This window comes from Bacillus sp. mrc49 (genome assembly GCF_002803435.1).
On the sequence record NZ_PHNG01000730.1, the window covers coordinates 1 to 16,790 of the forward strand.

At 40.9% G+C, this 16,790-nt stretch carries 13 protein-coding genes; 4 read left to right on the plus strand and 9 right to left on the minus strand.

The window, feature by feature from the left end; translation table 11 throughout:
* Window positions 1–750 precede the first annotated feature (750 nt).
* From CVN76_RS21295 to CVN76_RS21305, 3 genes are all read right to left on the minus strand, one after another.
* Entirely contained in the window at window positions 751–1,161 is a 411-nt protein-coding gene (locus CVN76_RS21295) for a hypothetical protein (RefSeq protein WP_100532963.1), read from the minus strand.
* 94 nt (window positions 1,162–1,255) lie between these two features.
* The gene (locus CVN76_RS21300) at window positions 1,256–2,089 is read right to left on the minus strand and encodes an ankyrin repeat domain-containing protein (protein ID WP_100532964.1); all 834 of its coding nucleotides are present in this window, start codon (window positions 2,087–2,089) and stop codon (window positions 1,256–1,258) included.
* A gap of 26 nt (window positions 2,090–2,115) precedes the next feature.
* Window positions 2,116–3,471, minus strand: coding sequence for a DNRLRE domain-containing protein (locus CVN76_RS21305; RefSeq protein WP_100532965.1), 1,356 nt, complete (start codon window positions 3,469–3,471; stop codon window positions 2,116–2,118).
* 290 nt (window positions 3,472–3,761) lie between these two features.
* Here CVN76_RS21305 and CVN76_RS21310 point away from each other — a divergent pair, with 290 nt between their 5' ends.
* Complete coding sequence (locus tag CVN76_RS21310; protein ID WP_100532966.1) at window positions 3,762–4,382, plus strand: RraA family protein; 621 nt, start codon at window positions 3,762–3,764, stop codon at window positions 4,380–4,382.
* A 59-nt stretch (window positions 4,383–4,441) separates the two neighbouring features.
* On the opposite strand, the gene CVN76_RS21315 is transcribed toward CVN76_RS21310, so the two are convergent.
* The 5 genes from CVN76_RS21315 to CVN76_RS21335 all read right to left on the minus strand — a co-directional run bounded on the left by CVN76_RS21315 (window position 4,442) and on the right by CVN76_RS21335 (window position 11,246).
* Window positions 4,442–6,409 (minus strand): LTA synthase family protein, encoded by a 1,968-nt coding sequence (locus tag CVN76_RS21315; protein ID WP_100532967.1) that lies wholly within the window; start codon window positions 6,407–6,409, stop codon window positions 4,442–4,444.
* 1,041 nt (window positions 6,410–7,450) lie between these two features.
* Complete coding sequence (locus CVN76_RS21320) at window positions 7,451–8,398, minus strand: siderophore ABC transporter substrate-binding protein (RefSeq protein WP_100532968.1); 948 nt, start codon at window positions 8,396–8,398, stop codon at window positions 7,451–7,453.
* A 205-nt stretch (window positions 8,399–8,603) separates the two neighbouring features.
* A complete protein-coding gene (locus CVN76_RS21325) occupies window positions 8,604–9,362 on the minus strand; it encodes an iron ABC transporter ATP-binding protein (protein WP_100532969.1) in 759 nt (252 codons plus the stop codon).
* Entirely contained in the window at window positions 9,356–10,303 is a 948-nt protein-coding gene (locus tag CVN76_RS21330; protein ID WP_100532970.1) for an iron chelate uptake ABC transporter family permease subunit, read from the minus strand. Before CVN76_RS21330 ends, CVN76_RS21325 begins: the two co-directional genes overlap by 7 nt.
* Window positions 10,296–11,246: an ABC transporter permease gene (locus tag CVN76_RS21335; RefSeq protein ID WP_100532971.1), complete on the minus strand. Its 951-nt coding sequence runs from the start codon at window positions 11,244–11,246 to the stop codon at window positions 10,296–10,298. The genes CVN76_RS21330 and CVN76_RS21335 overlap by 8 nt, the downstream gene beginning before the upstream one ends.
* Window positions 11,247–11,500: 254 nt before the next feature.
* On the opposite strand from CVN76_RS21335, the gene CVN76_RS21340 reads away from it, so the two are divergent.
* From CVN76_RS21340 to shc, 3 genes are all read left to right on the plus strand, one after another.
* A complete protein-coding gene (locus CVN76_RS21340) occupies window positions 11,501–11,842 on the plus strand; it encodes a DUF1450 domain-containing protein (RefSeq protein ID WP_198512614.1) in 342 nt (113 codons plus the stop codon).
* 271 nt (window positions 11,843–12,113) lie between these two features.
* The gene (locus CVN76_RS21345) at window positions 12,114–13,769 is read left to right on the plus strand and encodes a M14 family metallopeptidase (protein WP_100532973.1); all 1,656 of its coding nucleotides are present in this window, start codon (window positions 12,114–12,116) and stop codon (window positions 13,767–13,769) included.
* Window positions 13,770–13,925: 156 nt separating this feature from the next.
* Window positions 13,926–15,821 (plus strand): squalene--hopene cyclase, encoded by a 1,896-nt coding sequence (gene shc, locus CVN76_RS21350; RefSeq protein ID WP_100532974.1) that lies wholly within the window; start codon window positions 13,926–13,928, stop codon window positions 15,819–15,821.
* 225 nt (window positions 15,822–16,046) lie between these two features.
* Here the strand turns inward: shc and CVN76_RS21355 are convergent, their stop codons facing one another.
* The gene (locus CVN76_RS21355) at window positions 16,047–16,535 is read right to left on the minus strand and encodes a tetratricopeptide repeat protein (protein WP_100530110.1); all 489 of its coding nucleotides are present in this window, start codon (window positions 16,533–16,535) and stop codon (window positions 16,047–16,049) included.
* Window positions 16,536–16,790 lie beyond the last annotated feature (255 nt).

Below are 16,790 nucleotides of genomic sequence, written 5' to 3' on the forward strand. Positions count from 1 at the left end.
ACATACTCTTTTGTTTTACGATTTTCAATTTGATAATCACTTTTCAGATATACAACGACTCGAATTGGAAAATCCATGTTTTTTCGAAGCCATCTCCCAAAATTCAAACACACAGTTCGTACCTCAGGGTGAACTCCTTTTTTACATCTAATCCTTAACCCACTTCTTGGATACTTCATACTTTTCTCCTTGTAGGATTAATTGATAAATGTAATTCCCTCTTTAAGTCTCAACGTTTCTACTAAATTAACAATTTTAGAAAAAACGTTCGTAAAAGTGAACTCTTACGAACGTCCATGTACACCTGTCATCTTTCAATCAGAGGAATCGTCAGGATTATCATTGTCTTTTTTTAAGCTATAATATACACATAAAAAGAAGGTCAGGATAACAATTATATAAAATATAATGCTCACAACCAAATTGGGGATAAAATCTAAAATATCTGTTAGGGAAAGGACTATTGAACACGCAAAAGGTACTAAACACAGTAACCAGATATAATTATTATCCCTAATCACTTGAATTATTAGTATTACCGCTAACACTGTAATAATCACTATACTAGACATTAAATCACCTATTCATTTTTGTTCTTCTTAAGATCGAACAATAAATTAAGGTAGCTTGCCAAGAAAATCTAGGCAATCAAAAGATAAATAAAAATACTAAATGCACTCAGCATAACCAACTAGTACTCTTTAAACGATCTCCTCTAATAATTTAAAAATCAAGTATGGTTTCTATACTTTAAGCATACCTATCCACAAGCTTAAAGCCTTTTTCCTCAGCCTCATCTTCATCCATTTCTTTATCATTTATCCATTGCTGATAAAGAATAATTTCATGCGCAAAAGTATCTAGCATAGTATAAAGAGCATCGACTTTTCCTCGATCTTGAATAAGTTCATCATAATCTCCAGTTGCAATACGTATATAAGGTTCTACATCTTTATCATAGGGTGCAAAAAAGGTAGCTGTTACATACTCTTTTGTTGTACGATTTTCAATTTGATAATCACTTTTCACATATACAACAACTCGAATTGGAAAATTCATGTTTTTTCGAAGCCATCTCCCAAAATTCAAACACACAGTTCGTACCTCAGGATGAACTCCTTTTTCACATCTAATCCTTAACCCACTTCTTGGATATTTCATCCTTTTCTCCTTGTAGGATTAATGTATAAGGGTAATTCCCTCTTAATGCCACAACGTTTTCTACCTGATTTTATATATTTGATCTATCATTTAATTAAAGTTTCCGTAAAAGATTTAGCAAATTTTCACCTGAATAATCAACTACATCCCTATTAGCACCACATTTTAGTAAGGTCTTTACAATGTCTGTATTCCCATGCACTACCGCGTTAAAAAGCGGGGTTCTTCCTTCGTTATCTTTAATCTCTATACTTGCTTTGTTTTCTATTAATACCTTTACTACTTCAGGATGATTGTATATACAAGCTATCATTAGTGGTGTTACAGACCCTTCAGCTATAATATCAATATCTGCATTATTGTTAATTAAAAAACTAACAATATCTGTGTAGCCTTCGCTAGAAGCTATATATAGTGCAGAAAATCCATTTGCATCTTTCACATTAACATTTGCACCGCTTTGAACCAATAATTCTATACACCTTAAGTAGCCTTCTTGAGTAGCCCAGTGCAATGGTGTATACCCTGTCCCATTTTGATCTTGCTTATTAATGGATAGACCACTTTGAATCAATATTTTAGTAATCTCCAATTTCCCTGATGCAGCGGACGCGTGTAAAGGGGTATATCCACCTCGATCTAAACTCAAGTTGCTTCCCTTATCAATAAGAAGTTTCAAGATTCCCACATGCCCTTTAGTACATGCAATTTCAATAGGGGTATAGTTTTCTACATCTTGACAATTAATATTTGCTCCGTTTTCCAACAGCAATTTTACTACATCTAATTTACCCTCTTGAACCGCCCAATGAAGTGCCGTATAGTCTTCCTCATCACCTTTATTAATATCACAACCCGAGGAAATAATTGTTTTTAACTTAACGATATTGCCTTGTGCAGCGGCTTTGTATATATTATTGCAATTCATTGAGCATCCCACCAATTTAATAATTTTTAAGAAGGGAATTCTCCACCCCAAGCAATCGTAGCTGCAGAAACGGTAACTGAAGGCTTAGCACTCTGTACCGAGGTATAAATTTTTCTAATCATGTTGTCAATTTGGTCTCTTCTCCATTGTTTCCACGCAGGGTCACCCGGCAGTGGAGTACCTGTTTTCCCGTGCACTTGATTATACCTTTGTACACTAACTTCGTTATAACCCCATTCTTCCCCCATATACCGCACAAGGTCCATTTGGATCCCATCAACATCATAATGATTTACAACATGTTTAATGACATCTCTTGTGTAATTCACTGCATCAGGATGACCTGGATCTATGACATAGTCAGATCCGCTGACATATTTTCCTGTATTGGTTTTACTTAACCAGTTATTTTTAATAGGTTGAGAGTTGCCATGAGCGTTGAAAATATGGGCAGAATCTTTTGGTGCCATGGTTTTGTTCCAAATCGGCATTATGGCAAACCATGCATGCACTTGGATTTTTGGATGAGCAGAGTGTGCTTTCTTAATCAAGTCTTCTAGTGGATCATAGTTACTTAGCAAAAATGGATCCTCCGTTTTTGGTTCAAGCGACTTTGAATAATATGCATCTCCTCGACGCCTAACCTGGAGAAAGATTGTATTAGCGTTACTTATTTGAACATCTTTAATTAATTGATCAACTTGAGCTGGAGTCTTTGCCCCATCATGAAACATATCCACCCAAAACGCTCGATACTCTTTTTTTGATTCATCCGAAATAGAATACGTAATTGTTAATTTTGGTTTTAAAGTGGGATGGTCGTTCGAATAAAAAATCTTAGTCGGTTGTGTTTCATCTCGAAATTGAATAACAACACCATGATTGGCTTCCCCGCTATACCAACCTTTCACCAAATTCGTGATAAAAAAATCATTCCATGAAGGTTTATCAACCCTTTTGTTGGAGATGCTACTGCCAACTGAAGGTTTATTGTTCCAGTTAATTGTTTTGGCCTTCCAAGAATTGTTTACCGGTCTAATGTCTACGATGACTTGATTGGTGGAGTTGTAATATTGATAGAGGCTTATCTTGGCTGATGTGATGGTAGCTCCTTGTGGAAGATCTGGAAGCTGGAATTTTATGAAGGAGCGCGTGGTTGCAAAGTTTTGATGTTTGCCAACAACTAAGTATGAACTAGTGGAGTAGTTAGTCTCTGGTGACTGGCTACTAACAAAGGAATCTTCAATATCGGAGGGGGCACTTACCCAAGTTTGTACGGATGCGAAAGTGGCTGCAAACGCCTTAGGAACAGCAAACAATGTTAAAATTTCTATAACCAATATTGAAACAAAAAGATACAGCGGAATTCTTATTCTTTTCATATTCCTCCCCTTTTTCTACAAATTTCTCAACTGAGATTAAAAAAATTATAACACTAAATGTTACATAATAGGTACTATTATCCAATAATGATCCATAAAATTTAAAAATATATAACTTTTAGGGCAAAATGCATCATTTACTGCTTGATTACATTATCCTATTTTGTCGATATACGTTATTATCCCCTGCTGTGAAACCCCTTTTGAATAAGCTTAAATAATAAATGGAAAATTATTAAAATTGTGTATAATGAAGCTATATCATGCATTTTCAAGGAGGAGTCTTATTCATGGATGCGCTAATTCAAAAGTTCAGGGATTTACCCACTACGGCCATTTCGGATGCGATGGGGGGCATGAGTAATCTGGATTCGGCTATCAAACCGTTGGATGGGGATTATCGTTTTGCTGGACGGGCTTTGACGGTACAGGTGCCTGTCGGTGATAATTCAGCGGTCTTAAAAGCGATCGCTGAGGCAAGGCCTGGAGATATAATCGTCGTAGATAGTAAAGGCGATACATACCGGGCGATAGCGGGAGATTTTGTCGTCGGCATGATGCAGACGATGGAAATCGGCGCGCTCGTAGTCGACGGGGTCATTCGTGATCTTAAGGCGATCACAGACCTGAAATTCCCCGTGTTCTGCAAAGGGAGCACCATTGCCTCAAGTGGCAAGGCAGGCGTTGGAGAAACGAATGTCCCCATTTCCTGTGGCGGAGTTGCCGTATTCCCGGGGGACATCATCGTCGGGGACGCAGATGGGGTCGTTGTCATTCCTCAAGCAAGGGGAGAAGAAATCCTGGTACACGCAAAAGATAAAATCAAAAAGGATGAAGAACGGGCCGAAAAGTATGCAGGAAAGCCTGTAGAAATTAGAAAATATATCGCCTTGATGACCAATAAAGCATGATCGCAAACAAAAAAACAGGCAGGAAGCCATTGCTTCCTGCCTGTTTCGTTTGTTTTGCTTTATTTGCCTGTTTCAGCTTCCTTTGAACCATCTTCTTCATACGTGTAATCATAATCAGTAGGGTCTATTGGTTTAAAGCCATTCGGCGTGTAGAAACGGAGTAAGTCCCCGTTCACGACTTGGTCGGATAAATTGAGCATCGTTTCAGCTCTCTTTTTATAATTGAGGATGTCATCATTTTCCTCGACCAATTCGCCTGTTTTCGTATCGTAGTATTTCCCTTTAATGGAGGTGACATCTGGTGTTACAAAATCACCATTCCTGAAAGGCACTACTTCATTATGATCTTTTGACAATAAATCCGAACCGAATTGTACATAATCCTTGGATTCAACACCTAACAGATGCAATAAGGTCGGAAGGAGGTCAATCTGTCCTCCGTACTGATGCATTTCCCCACCTTTAACACCCGGTGCATGAATCAATAATGGTACACGTTGCAATTGGGCATTTTCAAATGCGCCAACATCCTTGCCAAGCACTTTTGACATGGCTTCTTTATGGTTTTCGGAAATACCATAATGATCACCATACATAACGATTACCGAGTTGTCATATAGGCCTGATTTTTTCAGATAATCGAAGAACTCCCTTAATGCTTCATCGGCATAGCGTGCTGTTTGGAAGTAATTATCGACCGAAGCATCGCCGGTCGTTTGTTTACCGATTGTTGCTTTTTCCTGATCCATCGCATATGGGAAGTGATGAGATACAGTTATGAATTTTGTATAGAAAGGCTGTTTTAGCGTTTCTAACATCGGAATAGATTCTTTGAAGAACGGTTTATCCATCAAACCATAACTAAGCACTTCTTCTTTGTTTTCCATATTATAATGGTTAGCATCGAAAAACTGATTGAAGCCTAGAGACTTATACATCTTATCCCGGTTCCAGAAGGATTTATAATTACCATGGAAAACGGCAGAGGTATACCCTTTTTGCCCTAAAATCGCTGGTGCAGCTTGATACGTGTTTTGCGATCTGTTTGTGAATGCTGCCCCCTGCGGTAAACCGAATAGGGAATTTTCGAGCATGAATTCGGCATCTGCTGTTTTACCCTGGCCCACTTGATGGAAGAAGTTATCAAAATACATGAAATCTGAATTATCATGTGCAAGTGAGTTTAAGAATGGCGTTACTTCTTCTCCATTCAATTTATAATCGATCATGAAATTCTGCATGGATTCCAAATGCAAGTAAATGACGTTCTTGCCTTCAGCTTTTCCGAAATACTTAGGATTCGGTTCAGCGCTTGTTGCCTTCGTATAGTTGACCACTTCTGCGATATCCGTACTATTTGCAGTTGCTCGCTGCGCATACGTTTTTGTATTTTGAACAGCATCGTAAACCGTATAGTTGAACATTCCCAAGTACTTGACGATATAGTTGCGGTCGAAAGTCCTTGATAGCAATTGCGGACGATCTTTTTCGGCAAGTCCTAAATTAATGGCAAAGATCGCAAGTCCCGCCAAGTAAACCAATCCAATCGTACGGCGTTTGACTCTGATTTCTTCTATTTTAAAGTTTCTGAATCGGTACAACACGATCAACAGGACCGTATCAAGGAAATAAAATACATCATGTCCTTTAAATAATTCCAAAATACTCGGTCCTAAATCCCCGGCATTCTGCACTTGTGTCAAGGTTGGCAATGTGATGAAATCGGTAAATGAACGGTAATAAACGATATTGAAGAACAACCATAAAGACATCAATAAGTTCAGCCTGATAATCCATTTAAACGACTTTTTGCCTTTCGCCAATAGTGCCAAGCCAAAGAATAAAATGGCTGAACTAATCGGGTTTATGAACAGCAGGAACTGCTGGAGGCCGTTCTCAAGGCCTAAGTTAAATTCGACTCGATATCCAATATAAGTTTTTATCCAAAACAGTACTACTGCAATAAAGAAAAAGCCTAGTATGTTATTTGCAAATAAATGCCGGCTTTTTTTAAGAAAATTATTCATGCTTTCACCTCTATTAATCTAGTGGTTTATTTATATAAACTTTTGCATAAGGATTAGACGGAAAATCGCAGAACTTATAATAGCATTCTTTCGCTCAGATAGTCAAGATTATGACAAACCACTTTTTGTCACTCATTTGCTTATCCTCATGTAACACTTCTTTAGCTTATGAACAAGCCTTCGAAAAAATAACAGGATCCGTCTTGAATGTTCAACACAACTATAACAAATATATAAGATTCCTTGATCTTATTCCAATAAATATAACCGTAACTTTTTCAAAGACGATGGATGACTGTCACAATTTACGTTCACTTCCTTCAGGCTTTTACCATTATAAACGACTCTTAATAAAAACACCAGTACATTACAAAATATGTAAAGATATAAATCTTCGTTTCTTTTGCAAGCAATTGGATTGTCCGCGCTTTCTTTCCAGGTATTTCGACAAGTGAAAATTCGCTTGGCCATTCAGCGGCACTTGCTTTTTCATTCCTTTAAAACGATTAACGCCCCCTATTTTCGTACATTTCAGCGCCCTCCGCTACTTCCATAATCTAACAAAATAATAATGGCATGTTTGTTCTCCCGGACGCCTTTTTTCGACATCATTCCAGGATAAATCCAATTATCCAATTTGCTTATCCTTACTTTTTAACAAACCGAAAATGACACGAAAATGTCACGAAGGCATTTTTTCAATCCATCCCAGGGTTGAATTTCCAAACCGATTGCCAATAAGCGTTTGCGATGGAACATATTCACGTACAAACATCGATCCTTTTGGGCAGGTTTCCATTATAATAGGAAGAAACTATTTTTTTTGCGGCTAACTTGGGCGTTTTTAGCCCATTGGCACCCAGTCCATATCGACTGTCGGTTACGTAACTTACACACATGCCCGGACCTTTTTATAATCCACTTTTACATTTTCAATGATTCCTGATTCTCTTCGTTACATATATCTAATTTCATTAAAATTTATTATAAAAACCAAAAAAACCTGCCCTCAATCGAGGACAGGCATTGCTTATATTTCCCTTACTTGATGCCTTCAGAAATTTCATTCACCATCTCATCAACGGATTCAAGTCCGCCTCCGGATAGGTACCAGTAGTTGGGGTCAAGATAAATGATGTTACCTTCTTTAAATGCTTTAGTATTTTTCACGATATCGTTTTCCACTGTTTCTTTTGCTGCTGCGCCATCACCGACAACCGCATCTCTATCGACAACGAATAGATAATCTGGATTCTTTTCCGCAATGTATTCGAAAGAAACGCTTTGACCATGTGTAGACACTTCCAATTTATCATCGACAGCAGGCACTCCGAATACATCATGGATGATTCCGAACCTTGAATCAGGACCGTATGCACTTATTTTACCGCCGTTTGCAAGAACGATTAAGCCTTTCTTATCAGCTGGAACTTTTTCTTTCAATGCATTAATGTGTTCTTCAACAGTTGCCAATTCTTTAGCTGCTTCGTCTTTTTTACCGAAGATTTCACCTAAAAGCGTTACATTTTCTTTAAAGGATTCCATATACTTTGTCGTATCGACACCTACAAAGACTGTTGGCGCAATTTTGCTTAATTCTTCATATGCTTCGGATTGACGGCCAGATATCAGGATTAGGTCCGGAGCCAGCTCGTTGATTTTTTCGAAGTCAGGTTCTTTTAACCCGCCTGCATTCTCTGTTGTATCTTTATAACTAGAAAGGTATTTAGGAAGTCCATCATGAGGGACGGCAGCCACTTTCACACCAAATTTATCAAGAGTATCAAGGGCACCCATATCGAATACCACAACTTTTTTAGGATTCGTTTTCACTTTCGTTTCGCCTAATTGGTGCTTAACGGTCATTTCTTCGCTTTTGGCACTTTCTTTTTTCGTACCTGTTTCTTCTTTATCTTTATCTGATCCACAAGCCACAGCCACTACAGCCAGCATTGCAATTAAGAGCAATACAGATATTTTCTTTAACATTTTGGTCACCTCGAAAAATATTTTTTATTTAAAATCACTTTACGCATCCTCACCATCACACAATCACCTTCGACACTTCTCCCTGAAAACAGGAGGCGGCTATAATCTTGGGCGCCCGCCAACTCTTTACAGCCAACTGAATGTGCGAATTGCTTGTGGAACGGCTACGATTACTGAAGTAATTAAAAACCGAATGGTTTGGTGCTTATGTGAAGTACACACAAATTTTATTGTTGTTGATATTTTGGATTTCAATATCCATATCATAGATTTCCTTCAATACATCGGAATTAATGACTTGCTCGATAGGCCCATTATGGACGACCTTGCCGTCCTTCAATGCCACGATATAGTCGGAATAGCAGGAGGCAAAATTAATGTCATGGATGACGATGATGACCGTCTTCCCAAGTTCATCCGCCAATCGTCTCAATACCTTCATGATTTGAACGGAATGCTTCATATCCAGATTGTTCAAAGGTTCGTCAAGAAGCACATACTCCGTATTCTGGGCAATGACCATGGCAATGAATGCCCGTTGCTGCTGCCCGCCGCTAAGCTGGTCGAGGTATTTCTCCTGCATGTCGGCAAGCTCCATATATTCAATCGCTTCATCGACATACTTCCAATCCTCTTTCGTCAGTTTACCTTGTGAATATGGGAACCGGCCAAATGCGACGAGTTCACGAATCGTCAATCGGATATTGATATGGTTCGCCTGCTTTAAAATGGCGATTTTCTTTGCAAGCTCCTTGCTAGTGAATGTCCCCATATCCTTCCCATCAATCAGGACTTCCCCTGAATCACGGGTGATGAGCCGGCTGATCATCGACAGGACGGTACTTTTCCCCGCCCCATTGGGACCGATGAAGGAAGTGATTTTCCCTTTCTTGATTTCAAGGGAAACGTCCTCGACCACCGTCTTATTATGATATTTTTTGAATAAATTTCTCACTTCTACCATGATTTATTCTCCTTTAATAGAAGATAGATGAAATAAACTCCGCCAATGAAGTTAATGATCACACTTAGGGTAGTAGAGAATGTGAAGATCCTCTCTACAATGAATTGACCGCCGACCAAGGCAATCACACTGATCAGCATCGCCCCCGGGATGATGTGTTTATGGCGATAGGATTTAATGAATTGGTAAGCCACATTGGCAACAAGTAACCCGAGGAATGTGATGGGGCCGATCAGGGCAGTAGAAATGGATATCAGGATCGTCACGACGATCAAGACCCGTTTCGTGACAAAATCATAATCGACACCCAGGTTTACGGCTTGGTCCCTCCCGAGGGACATGACATCCAAATACTTCAAAAATCTCATGAAATAGATCATTGCCGCTATCATGAGGATGATGGCTAAGGTTAATAGGTCTGTATTTACATTATTGAAGCTGGCAAACATTTTATTTTGGATGATCTGAAACTCATTCGGGTCTATTAAAACTTGCATGAATGAAGACATGCTGCCAAATAGTGTCCCGAAGATGATGCCGATTAGCAACAAGAAGTAAATATTGCGGTCTTTCTTGAACATGAATTTGAACAGCAAACTGGAAAAAATGAGCATCGCAGTCAGCGTAATCAGGAAATTAAGCGTTTTATTCATGATCAGGATGTGCGTAGAACCAAAGAGGAAAATCACTCCGGTCTGGATCAGCATATACATGGAGTCCAATCCCAAAATGCTTGGTGTCAGGATTTTATTATTCGTGACCGTCTGGAAAATCACGGTTGAAAAGGCTATTGCGCAGCCTACCACAATGATGGCGAGAATTTTCATGACCCTTCTCGGAAGTGCATAATCCCAGTTCGGACCAAGATCCCAAAAGATATAACCTGCCGTCAGGACCGCTGCAAGAACGGCTAAGATGATGATCTTACTTTTATTATTCATATGCCTTTCTCCTCATTATCAGATAGATGAATACGACGCTTCCTATCACACCCACCACGAGACCGATCGGGATTTCAAATGGATAAATGATGATCCTGCCCAGAATATCGCAGAACAATAGGAACACGGCCCCTAGCAACGCTGTATGAGAAAGGCTGTTTTTCAAATTATCACCAAGGTAAAGGGATACAATATTCGGTACGATCAATCCTATGAAAGGTATGGTCCCCACCGTCAGCAAAACGACTGTCGAGGATAAGGCCACGATAACCAATCCGAAGTTGACGACGAATTTATAATTGAGCCCCAGGTTGATGGCGAACTCCTCGCCCATGCCTGCCACAGTGAATTTATTGGCAAAGAAGTAGGCGAGAATGACTAACGGGATACTAATATATATAAGCTCGTACCTTCCCGACATGATCATCGAAAAATCGCCATTCATCCAGGTATTGAGGCTTTGGATCAAATCATATTTGTAAGCAAAGAAGGTCGAGATGGAACCGACGATATTGCCAAACATCAACCCAACCAATGGAATGAAGATCGTATCCTTATATTTAACTTGATCAAGAATCTTCATGAACAAGAAGGTACCTGCCAAAGCGAATATGAAAGCGAATGCCATTTTCTCGATAAGGGCGGCTGATGGAAAGATGATAAGGGCAAGCAGGAGGCCAAGCCTTGCAGAATCCATCGTCCCTGCAGTGGTGGGAGATACAAACTTATTGCGGCTCAATTGCTGCATGATCAGTCCGCTTATGCTCATCACCACTCCGGCAATGATGATCGTAACCATTCTGGGGAGACGGCTTTGCAGCATGATCTGCACTTTATCATCGGTTAAGTCCAATAAATCGAGGGGGGTAATATCCTTTACGCCAATGAACAATGAAGTAAAGGATAAAATGACTAACGCAATAACTAAATATTTTATCTTCATCTACATTCCCTACTCTTCCTATCTCAGTAAATACAGCGATACTATTTTTAATTAAGAATATATGAATTAAGACTATTTATCTGTCTTATGTTCTTATTCCTACTACAAATGTTATTTTTTTGATAATGAGATTCATTATCATTATCAAGGTCCCCCTTATTCTAACACTTCTTAGATATGTGTCAATATATACAAAGGAATTACTTTTATTAATTAAAGCTAGTCATATTGTAATGAAGTTGGATAATCCATCCATGCATTTATCTCCTGGAAATGATAAAATCAAACTAACAAATATTTACTCTTCTAACGAAAGAAGCGATATGATGAAAACCTTCCTTTCCAAAATGTTCACCAAAAAAGAAAAAATCCAGATTGAATTTTGCCAAAATAACCTTGACCGCTTCACTAACGAACAAACGATTGCTGAATATGGTAAGTTTCTAGCCAATCCACGGATTCAATATAAAGAATATGAATGCTTAAGTGAATGCAAGTTATGTAAGGAAACATCTTATGCAAAAGTGAACGGCCAGATCATGCGTGGAAAGGATTCACATGATCTATTGGACCAATTGCAAGAAGCTTTAAAATGAATGCGGGTCAAGCCAAAGGCTGATTCGCATTTTCTTCATTTTTTAGTTGGATGAATAAGATCAATCTTCACCTGCGGGCCTTGCCATTTACCGAATCCATAAGGGGGGGGAAAGGGCCTGGAGACTGAGTAACCCTACCGGGCCAGAAGCCACGCAATATCCTTATCTTTCTAGTAGATTCTCCCTGTTTTTTACCATATCTTTCTTTTATACTGTATACCTAGTGAAAAATATGATAATTTATGGAAAAAGATAAACAAGGAGGAGCTTCGTGAAAAAAATCATTCCAACCATCTTATCAGCGGTCACACTAGGTCTTGTCACTGGATTGCCTGGCCAGAGTCCAGTCGCCAAGGCAGAAGAATTCACCCCTTATTACGGAAATGGCCCAAGCTATATTCAACCTGATGATCTCTCCCATCTTTTCCCTGAACCTGCCGTATCTTTCAAGACCCCTGCCTATAAGCAAGACAAGATCGCCTTTACCAGCCAAGAAGAAATGATGAGCTATATCAAATCCCTCTCCCGTAAAAATAAAAACATCCATGTCAAGACGATAGGAAAATCCACAGAGGGACGCGATATCCCGATGCTGCTTTTCAGTAAGGATTCAAAAAATCCGCGGAAGGATAGCCACAAACCATTGATTTGGATCCAAGGCCAAATTCATGGGAATGAACCCGCAGCTGGTGAATCAACATTAGTCCTTGCCCAATGGCTGGCAGATGGTACGCTTGGCGATGTCCTCGAAAAAGTCAATGTAGCCATCGTTCCGCGCGTCAATCCAGATGGCTCATATTATTTCAAACGATATACGGCCAATGATATGGATGCGAATCGCGATTATTTAAAAGTGGAATATCCTGAAGTACAGAAAATCCATCAGGCAATCGATGATTATGAGCCTGAAGTCATTCTTGATGTACATGAATATACCGTCAATCCGGCTCCCCTTAAAAAGGCAGGCGCAAATGGATCGATCTCTTCCTATGATCTACTCATCTCCTCAGCCAAAAATCTGAATATACCGGAGCCGCTTCGAAAAGCTTCGGATGAGCTGCTTTTACCGAATGTTTTTAAAACGTTGAAAAAGGAAAAGCTCTCCTATCATGATTACTATACACTCGATACTTCCGATGCCGGCGTCCTTACCGCTACTGAAGGGAGCACCGAGGCCCGCATCGGCAGAAACGCCCTCGGTTTGAAAAATACGATGACCTATCTGATTGAAACAAGGGGCATCAATATTGCCCGGACCGATTTTAAACGGCGGGTTTTTGCCCAGGCCACCGCGCAGGCAGCATTCATTAAAACGGCCGCCGATCAGGCACGTACCGTAAAAAAAGTGGTCAAACAGGCAGAACATGAAGTCGTCGAAAAAGGCAGAAAGGCTAATGATAAGGACAAGATTGTCATTGCCAGCGAGAATAAGGTAGTCAAGAATCAGCGGCTGGCAGTAATCGATCTAGCGAAGGCAAAATTGGTCAATATCCCAATCGATTGGCTCGATTCTACCGATGCCTATCCTACCCTTGTCAGGAATCGCCCGACAGCCTACATCCTTCCGCCTGAATACAAAGATATCGCCAACAAACTTCAGCTATTGGGTGTAGACGTGAAAAAATTAAAAAAACCGATGAAAATATCAGTTGAAGGCTATAAAGTCAGGGATATAAAAGTATCTCCGGAACTGGAAAGCGGACATGCGACAAGGGCAGTCACCACCGACATAACAAAGAAGAAACATGATTTTCCAAAAGGGAGCTATGTATTCGATATGGCCCAGGCTGATGCCAATTTCATCTCCCTTGCTCTCGAGCCTGAAGGGATAGACAGTTATGTGACATTCAATTTCATCCCTGCTGTAAAGGGGAAGGAGCTTCCGATATACCGCTATATGCACCAATCCTCGTTACCCGCTAAATGATCGATCTTGGTTCATAAAAAAACGCTTTGGCTGATTATTTCGCCAAGGCGTTTTCTGTTCCCCATCCTGAAATGCTATAAACGGTTCGATTTTCCGAATGCACCGGCGACTTCCGAATATATATATTAATTAAAAAGTGTTTAAGGGGGAACATCTTTGAACCAAAAAGTACAAGTGGAAATAGACCGCCTTATTCAATGCTTGAAGCAGGACCAATCCGCTGATGGTTCGTGGAATTATCCATTTGATACCGGGATAACTGCAGATGCCTATATGATCATCATGTTAAAAATCCTTGATATGGAAGATCCTCCTCTTATAGAAGCTCTAGTAAGACGAATCGAAAGCAGGCAAACCGAAAACGGATCATGGAAGCTCTTCCCGGACGAACTGGATGGGAATGTTACGGTAACGATCGAAGCTTACTATGGTCTGCTCTATAGCGGCATTCGAACTAAACATGATCCCCATATGAGAAAAGCGAAACAATTCATTCTTTCCAAGGGCGGGATCAAGCAGGCCAAAGCATTGACCAAAATGATGCTCACGGTCACCGGGCAATATAACTGGCCGCGCTTTTTCCCGATTCCTCTTGAAGCGGTCTTACTGCCGCCAACCTTTTTCGTCAACATCTATGATCTTTCCGTATATGGACGCGTCAATATGATCCCCATCTTATTACTTGGTCATGAACGGTTTCAGATCAAAAGCTCCAACGCTCCCAGTTTAAAAGATTTGTTCCTGTCGAGGGAGGAACGATCCGAGGAGCACGTATGGGAGGAATATCGGACGGAAGAATATCGCTCATTCTTCTCCACCATTCAATCCGGCATCAAAACATTGATCGGGTTTCCCGATTACTTGCATTCCTTGGCCTTGGATTCAACGAAGCGGTATATGCTCGATAGAGTTGAACCGGACGGAACGCTTTATAATTATTTCGGTTCCACCTTCTTCATGATCTTTGCACTCCTTTCCATTGGATATTCGAAAGATGATCCGGTGATCGTCAAGGCAGTGGAAGGATTGAAGGGGATGGCCTGTTCCGTTGATGGTCAGACGCATATCCAATTTACGACTGCTCATGTTTGGAATACCTCATTGATCAGCTACGCACTTCAAGAAGCAGGCATCTCATTTGAAGACGAGGCCGTTCACGCCGCCAATCAATATTTGCTGTCACGCCAGCATTATATGTATGGAGATTGGTTGATTCATAATCCTGACGCAATCCCCGGTGGCTGGGGGTTTTCCGATTTGAATACGATGAACCCGGATGTCGATGATACGACAGCCACGCTGCGGGCGCTCTCTAACCAAATCCGTGAAGCGACGGATAAACGGGATAGTTGGCAGCGCGGCGTCTCCTTCACCGTTTCCATGCAAAATGACGATGGCGGATTTCCTGCCTTCGAGCGGAACAACGACCATAAATGGCTCCAGCTACTGCCTCTGGAAGGTTCCAAGTATCTCCTGACAGACCCTTCGACCGCTGATTTGACCGGAAGGACGCTTGAATTCCTAGGGAATTATACAAACATGAAGAAGCCTGAGGAAGTCAGCAAAAGAGCGATCGACTGGCTGATGCAAGACCAGAAGCGTGATGGCTCGTGGTATGGGCGCTGGGGAATCTGCTATCTATATGGCACATGGTCTGCCCTCACTGGCCTGAAGGCAGCAGGGCAATCCAGTGAACATCATTCCATCCGAAAAGCAGCCGCTTGGTTGAAGAAAATCCAAAATAAAGATGGCGGCTGGGGTGAGTCCTGCTACAGTGACATCAAGGAACGGTATATTCCGCTAGGTGCCAGTACCCTGACCCATACAGCCTGGGCGGTGGATGCGTTGATATCGGTATCCGAAGAACCGACAGCGGAAATAGAGAAGGGCATCGCCTATCTGATCCGCTCCGGTCAAGCCGGCAGCTGGACCGATGATTATCCTGTCGGGCAGGCAATGGCGGATTTTTTATATATCCACTATCACAGCTATCGCTATATCTATCCGCTTTTGGCCTTAAGCCATTACAAGAACAAATTCCTGAATGCTTAACCTTCCCTGCTGTTTTTTTAGCAAAAATGGTGAATATGTGGATTACCTGTGGAAAAGGACGGAATGAAACAGAAATGTTATCCACAATCCCGGGTTATCCACATCTAGTTGCCCGATACCTTGACTAAACGTGCCATTTTGTTGATTAATCCATATAAAATTTGTGCGAAACGTCATTCACATCTTGTTTTTTATACCCTATGTGGATAATTTGGGGATGGCTGATCATTTTCCCGTGAAAACGATATCCAGTTTATCGCTATAAAATTCAATCGCCCTTGCATATGATTGAACTTCGCGATCATTCGAGGTTTCCGCTATCACTTTCAATAAAGATTCCATGGCCAGATCATGCTGACCCAAATTATAATGGGCCATCGCCCTGAATACCACTAGAGCCCTGTCGCCAGGAAATTTCTCCAGGCCCGCCTCCAATGTCCGTTTTGCTTGCGCATATTTCCCGATGGTGCGATATGTACTTCCCAATCCTAGGTAGGCACCCTTTGCTTCCTCATCAGGCAATCCCAGTCCGATGGCCGCTTCATAGTGCGGAACCGCTTCCTCCTCAAGTCCCAGGATATCCAAGCTCCAGGCACAATGATACCGGATGATTGCATCGCCGGGATCTCGCTTCGCCAACTCCTGCAATACCTGACTCGATTGTTCATATTCTTTGTTTGCTCTTAAGGACAGTGCCCTCGCTAAACTCTCCATCCGACATTCCTCCATTGAATGAAAGTACTTACATCCCCCTCTTTCGGTAGGCACACCACCATTTCCTGCTTCATTCTTCTAAAAAGGAAGAAAGGGTTGATAGAAAACATTCCACAATCATTCTTTAAGAATTTCCGACTTTAATCGCTGCTTCGGCACTCGCTTTACGTTTCGATTATCTCTGCGTGAACAAGAATATGGAATTCCGAGTGCCCACAGTTTAGGCTGGTTTATACCTAAGACCGTTTCATTGCA

Excerpts from the sequence above, each read along its gene's own strand:
- CVN76_RS21340 (WP_198512614.1), top strand. The coding sequence starts at position 11,501 with ATGCATTTATCTCCTGGAAATGATAAAATCAAACTAACAAATATTTAC.
- CVN76_RS21300 (WP_100532964.1), bottom strand. The coding sequence starts at position 2,089 with ATGAATTGCAATAATATATACAAAGCCGCTGCACAAGGCAATATCGTT.
- CVN76_RS21295 (WP_100532963.1), bottom strand. The coding sequence starts at position 1,161 with ATGAAATATCCAAGAAGTGGGTTAAGGATTAGATGTGAAAAAGGAGTT.
- CVN76_RS21335 (WP_100532971.1), bottom strand. The coding sequence starts at position 11,246 with ATGAAGATAAAATATTTAGTTATTGCGTTAGTCATTTTATCCTTTACT.
- CVN76_RS21330 (WP_100532970.1), bottom strand. The coding sequence starts at position 10,303 with ATGAATAATAAAAGTAAGATCATCATCTTAGCCGTTCTTGCAGCGGTC.
- CVN76_RS21310 (WP_100532966.1), top strand. The coding sequence starts at position 3,762 with ATGGATGCGCTAATTCAAAAGTTCAGGGATTTACCCACTACGGCCATT.
- CVN76_RS21315 (WP_100532967.1), bottom strand. The coding sequence starts at position 6,409 with ATGAATAATTTTCTTAAAAAAAGCCGGCATTTATTTGCAAATAACATA.
- CVN76_RS21325 (WP_100532969.1), bottom strand. The coding sequence starts at position 9,362 with ATGGTAGAAGTGAGAAATTTATTCAAAAAATATCATAATAAGACGGTG.
- CVN76_RS21320 (WP_100532968.1), bottom strand. The coding sequence starts at position 8,398 with ATGTTAAAGAAAATATCTGTATTGCTCTTAATTGCAATGCTGGCTGTA.
- CVN76_RS21305 (WP_100532965.1), bottom strand. The coding sequence starts at position 3,471 with ATGAAAAGAATAAGAATTCCGCTGTATCTTTTTGTTTCAATATTGGTT.
- CVN76_RS21355 (WP_100530110.1), bottom strand. The coding sequence starts at position 16,535 with ATGGAGAGTTTAGCGAGGGCACTGTCCTTAAGAGCAAACAAAGAATAT.